Source organism: Pedobacter sp. 10L46_2 (genome assembly GCF_056395165.1).
In genome coordinates this window covers 1-4,954 of record NZ_JBFTIZ010000309.1, presented here as the reverse complement: position 1 = coordinate 4,954, position 4,954 = coordinate 1, and the positions used below count along the sequence as shown (strand labels likewise).

The 4,954-nt window shown below is 41.8% G+C and carries 3 protein-coding genes; all 3 read right to left on the bottom strand.

From position 1 onward, the window contains the following. Nucleotides 1-142: 142 nt before the first annotated feature. Nucleotides 143-2,680: a ligase-associated DNA damage response DEXH box helicase gene (locus tag AC1DDX_RS23350; RefSeq protein ID WP_337718151.1), complete on the bottom strand. Its 2,538-nt coding sequence runs from the start codon at nucleotides 2,678-2,680 to the stop codon at nucleotides 143-145. Further along, nucleotides 2,677-4,269 (bottom strand): ATP-dependent DNA ligase, encoded by a 1,593-nt coding sequence (locus AC1DDX_RS23345; protein ID WP_172659145.1) that lies wholly within the window; start codon nucleotides 4,267-4,269, stop codon nucleotides 2,677-2,679. Before AC1DDX_RS23345 ends, AC1DDX_RS23350 begins: the two co-directional genes overlap by 4 nt. Beyond that, nucleotides 4,266-4,954: ligase-associated DNA damage response exonuclease (locus AC1DDX_RS23340; protein ID WP_477622677.1), on the bottom strand; the 689-nt coding region annotated here is incomplete at its 5' end. The genes AC1DDX_RS23345 and AC1DDX_RS23340, both read right to left, overlap by 4 nt.

Here is a 4,954-nt window from a genome sequence, read left to right as displayed (position 1 = left end):
GTTTATTGCATCAGGAACTTGTATGCCTGATTTTCTAAAATGAGCAGACTTGCCAATATGAAGATCACTAATGATAAGCATTTTTCTGGCTGGCCAGTATATAGCTCTCTCATTGCTTAATATCAGTTGCTCGCCTTTACAATCAATGGTCATTTTTTTGCTTTTTTCTTTTTACCTGTACTCGTTTTTCCGATTCTGAAGTCATCCTTTCAATCCGCTGACTAAGTTCTTCACTGCTCATATTATCTCTTAAACTGTCTACTTTTATGGGGAAACAGAGTGGGGTATAACTGTCCGTTTTTATAATAATAACCTTACTGGCTTGTACGCGGTGTAGGGCTGCGGCTAATCTAGGCTCTTCAATCTGTTGATAAAATGCTTCATCGTATGACTGACGCAATAATAAGTTATGTTTATCATAATCGCTAAAAACATTAAAAAATAGGGAAGCGGATGATTGTAAGTGCTTGTTCGCAACATATTTCCCGGGATATCCCTGAAATACAAGTCCCGAAATGCAGGCAATGTCTCTGAACTTACGTCGGGCCATTTCTGTTGCATTTATACTAGCCACAATATCGTCGGTAAGGTTTACAGGGCTAAATAGGTCTTTTATAGAATTTTCGTCTAGAGGGATAGGCTGCTCACTGAGCAACTCAAAGCCATAATCGTTCATAGCAATAGAGAAGCTTATTGGTTGCACGCGTCCAAGTCTGTAGGCTATTAATGCAGCCATGATCTCATGTACCTGTCTGCCTTCAAAGGGATAAGCAAAGAAATGGTAACCATCCTTGGTATTGATCAGTTCAATTAAAAACTCGTCGCTTTTAGGAACATGAGAAACCTTGGCCTGACGCTCAAATAAGGGCAGTATGAAATCGAGTTCTTCATCTCCGTGCTGCTTATCGAGTGTTTCATTGTATTTCTTTCTAAGTACGCTACCAAGATTTGCGGTTAGCGACATACGGCCTCCCATCCAACTTGGGCTAATGGCTTGTTTAAGTTTACTTTTTCTAACCAATACCATCATCTCCTTAACCATTATAAATTCAAGTACCCTGCCGGCAAGGGTAAAGCTACTTCCTGGTTTCATCCGTGATATGAATGATTCTTCAATCATACCAACATAGCCACCGGTTAGGTATTTTACTTTAAGCATGGCATCACTAACTATTGTTCCTATGTGTAATCTGTGGCGCATTGCAATTTGTCTGCTTTCCACTTTCCAAAGCCCATCTGTGCTTTTTGTCACTTTGCTGAACTCATTATAAGCTGTTAAGCTATCCCCGCCCGTGGTAATAAATTGCATGATCCAGCTCCATTCCTGAGGCAGCAGTTCCCTGAAAGCATGGGTTTGCTTAATCTCAAAAAAGATCTTTTCATCATCAAAGCCATCGCCAACGGCTAAAGTAACCAGGTACTGGATCAATGTATCAAATGACATTACAATAGGCTCTCTGCTTTCGATATCTTGTATTCTTGCCGCTTCTTTTATTGCTGCAGCCTCCACAAGTTCTAGCGCGTGAGTAGGCAGAAAATAAATCTTAGAAGTTTCGTTAGGGGAGTGCCCACTGCGCCCGGCGCGTTGTAGAAACCTGGCAACACCTTTTGGAGAGCCAATCTGAACTACGGTATCAACGGGTTTAAAATCCACACCTAAATCTAAAGATGACGTGCATACAACAGCCTTAAGCACTCCTGAATGTAATGCGTCTTCAATCCAGTTCCTCAATTCATAATCTATAGAACCATGATGGATAGCGAGTAAGCCGGCAAGGTTTTCGTCCTGGGCAAGCAAGGTCTGGTACCAGAGTTCGGCCTGCCCCCGGGTATTGGTAAATATTAAAGTGGTTTTACTTTTATTAATAATAGGGATGAGTTTATTAGCCAACTTATGTCCTAAATGACCAGCCCAGGGCAACATATCTACATGATCTGGTAATATTGATTTGATAACGATCTTCTTTTTAATGTCGGATTTTATTATGGTTTTAAGCAAATCGGTGTAAGGTACAAGTACGTCCATCGCCTGCTCCATATTGCCAATGGTTGCCGAGATTCCCCATATCCTTACAAGTCTTTCTGGGTGTTGCGCTGTAAGCAACCCTTTTATTCTTGAAATCGCCAATTCCGCCATCACACCACGTTTGCTACCCAGCAGTTCATGCCATTCATCAGCAACTATACATTGTAATTGATCAAAGTAATTGAAAGTACTTTTTTGGGCAAGCAGCAGGTGCATACTTTCAGGTGTGATGATGAGCACCTCTGGCATTTGTTTTTTCTGTTTTAGCTTTTCGCTTTGTGGGGTGTCTCCATTTCTTACACCCACCATCCAGTCCAGTTGCAACTCATCACAAACCTCGCGCATAGCGCGGGCCAGGTCTTTAGCTAAGGATCGAAGAGGTGTTATCCAGATTAATTTTAGTCCGGTCGTGTTTTTCCTAGTTTTAATTTTAAGTGCTGTGGTTTTCAGTTCAGCTCTTTTATTCAGCTCATCAATTACTACAGCTAAAAATATAGAATAGGTTTTGCCAAAGCCGGTAGGAGCGTTCACCAGGCCGCTATAGCCTTCAGCATAATATTGCCATGCTTCAGTTTGAAACTTAAAAGGTCTTTTTTTGCTAAGTTTTAGCCAACTTATAACCTGCTTATACCCCTTGCTATTTTCCAGTTTCATAATGTAGATTGTAATAATTGCCTAAGGTCGTCAAGCGTATTGATTTCATCGGCTTTCTTATCTTTTCTCCAGCGGGCAATTCGGGGAAACCTTAATGCCAGCCCTGCCTTGTGCCTTTTACTTTCGGCTATCCCTTCAAAGGCTATTTCGAATACCAGTTCTGGCTTTACTGTGCGTACGGGGCCGAATTTCTCTACAGCATTTTTCTTTACAAAACGATCTACTTCTTTAATTTCAGCATCCGTTAACCCGGAATAAGCCTTAGCAACAGTGATTAGTTGATCCCCATCGCGCACAGCAAAGGTATAATCGGTATAGAAGTTGGCCCTGCGACCACTTCCTTTTTGCGCATAGATCATTACCGTATCAACAGTATAAGGGTTTATTTTCCATTTCCACCAATCTCCGCGCTTTCTTCCTGAATGGTATAATGAATCTAGTTTTTTGAGCATAATACCTTCACTGTTCAGTTCTCTTGCACCTTCTCTAAGTTTTGCAAGAGATGTCCAGTCGCTAAAAATAACTATGGGAGAGAGCGCAACGATATCCTGAGTCTGTAGTTGCTGAATTGTTTGCTCAAGTAATTGTCTACGGGTGGCCAAAGGGTCTTCTCTTAAATCCCTTCCTTTATGCTCAAGAAGGTCGTAGGTGTAAAAACCTACTGGCGCATCATTGAGCTGTGCTTTATTAATGGTTTTTCGGTTTAATCTCTGTTGCAGTATGCTAAATGCCTGCACTTTACCTTCCTTAACCGAAAGTATCTCTCCATCCAGTACGGTGCCATCTGGCAATTCATTCGCAAGGAAGTGTAGTTCGGGAAATTGATCTGTTACCAGTTCTTCGCCGCGCGACCAAATGAACAATTCTCCATTACGCTTAATAATTTGTCCGCGAATACCATCCCATTTCCATTCAGCCTGCCATTCTTTTGGCTCACCCAAGCTTGCAGGCTCAGATTCAAGAGCATAAGCCAGGCAAAAAGGATATGGCCAGGAGTTGTCGGTATTTACATGGACACCTGCAATAAGATCATTATAGGTAATGTCTGAAGGTTCCCATTTGCCCATAATACTGTGCATGATTTTGCTGCTCTCGATTGTACTTTGTTTTGCAAGCGCATTTACAAGCATTTTGTTGGAAACACCGATTCTGAAATTTCCCGAAATGAGCTTGTTAAATATAAAGCGTTCCCTTGTTTCCAAACTATTCCAGGCGTTAACAATAAAGGCCTTTTTATGTGTGTCGTCTTGCCCGTTTAATAAAGCCAGATCCTTTATCCATTCGTGTAATTTACGATCTGAAATCTGAACAGGAGGGGGGAGTATAAGGGCTATGGTTTCACTTAAGTCGCCCACATTATGATAGCTTTCTGTAAATAACCATTCGGGGATTTCGCTGAGCTCTACAGCCCACAATTTAATTAGAGCAGTACTTACAGGGCGTTTGGGGCGCTTGCCTGTAAACATGGCTATTACATAAGGTTTATCCAAATCATCAGCTTCATTGAAATAATCAACAAGGGCCGCAATTTTATCATTTGTTTTGTTACTTGTTTCAAGCTGTTGTATAAGTTCTGCAAAGCGTTTCACGATTTTTCCTCCTCTTCTTCCTCATTCCCATATTGCGTTTTCACTTCTTCAGATTCAATGCCTATTTCATTTAAGTATTTGGAAAAGGTTGCTGTAAAGCCATGCGTTATATACACTCTCTCTGCCTCCGTAGCTTTTATTGCCGACAATAGACCGGGCCAATCGGCATGATCACTTAATGCGAAGCCAGCATCGGCACTTTGCCATCTTCTGCCAGCCCTTACCTGCATCCAGCCAGAGCATACCGCGGTAGCCGGACTGGTTAAAGTTTTAATCCACCGGCCATCAGAAAGTGCCGGCGGCACAATGACAATCCCTTTTTGCAGTTCTTCTTTCCTAGTTTCCGGGGTGATCCTGATGGTTTCTGGTAAATTTACCCCGGAGTGTAGAAACCCTTCATTTAAATTTGCAATGGAGCTATGAACATATATATCACCATAACCCTCCAGGCCTTTCATAAGTCTTTGTGCTTTGCCCAGGCTGTAAGCGGTAAGTACTGAGGTTTTGTTCTTATCCCGATTGCCAGATATCCAATCTTTTATCTGTGCAAACACTTCTTGCTGTGGTTGCCATTTATAGATAGGCAGTCCGAAAGTACTTTCAGAAACGAAAGTGTGGCACTTTACAGGCTCAAATTGGGTGGTTATTCCATCGTATTCTACTTTATAGTCGCCAGATATTACAC

What these genes read in the sequence shown, in the direction of transcription:
- AC1DDX_RS23350 (WP_337718151.1), bottom strand. Translation starts at nt 2,680, where the DNA reads ATGAAACTGGAAAATAGCAAGGGGTATAAGCAGGTTATAAGTTGGCTA.